Source organism: Dellaglioa sp. CoH-57-MRSF-18, from assembly GCF_056781995.1.
Genome location: NZ_JBXAXX010000180.1, coordinates 1 through 306, shown reverse-complemented (window position 1 = coordinate 306; position 306 = coordinate 1). Strand labels below are relative to the sequence as shown.

At 52.6% G+C, this 306-nt stretch carries 1 protein-coding gene; it reads right to left on the bottom strand.

Annotated features, from left to right (window positions below):
- On the bottom strand, nt 1-306 hold a 306-nt coding region (locus AC1RPG_RS08640; protein WP_481762577.1), incomplete at both ends, for a phage tail sheath C-terminal domain-containing protein.

Sequence of the window (306 nt, the reverse complement as noted above, 5' to 3'; positions counted from 1 at the left end):
GATGATGTGGATCGGTATCACCGGAATGATGATGACCGTCACGTTACGGATACCGCTGTTGAAGTCTTGCGCCGTGTTGTTCGACGAATCTGAGATCACTGTAGAATCTGAGATCACTGTAAAGTCCGAGATGCCCCGGGCGTTCTTGATGGTCTGGAGGTAATCCGAACACGACTGCACGATCTGACGACCCGTGAAGTCATCGTTAGGCTCTTGCAGCGAGTACAGCAGGAACTGATAGAGCGCGACCTTTATCACGTTCACAATACGACGAACCGACAACCACGAGAGCGCGCTCATCTGCGC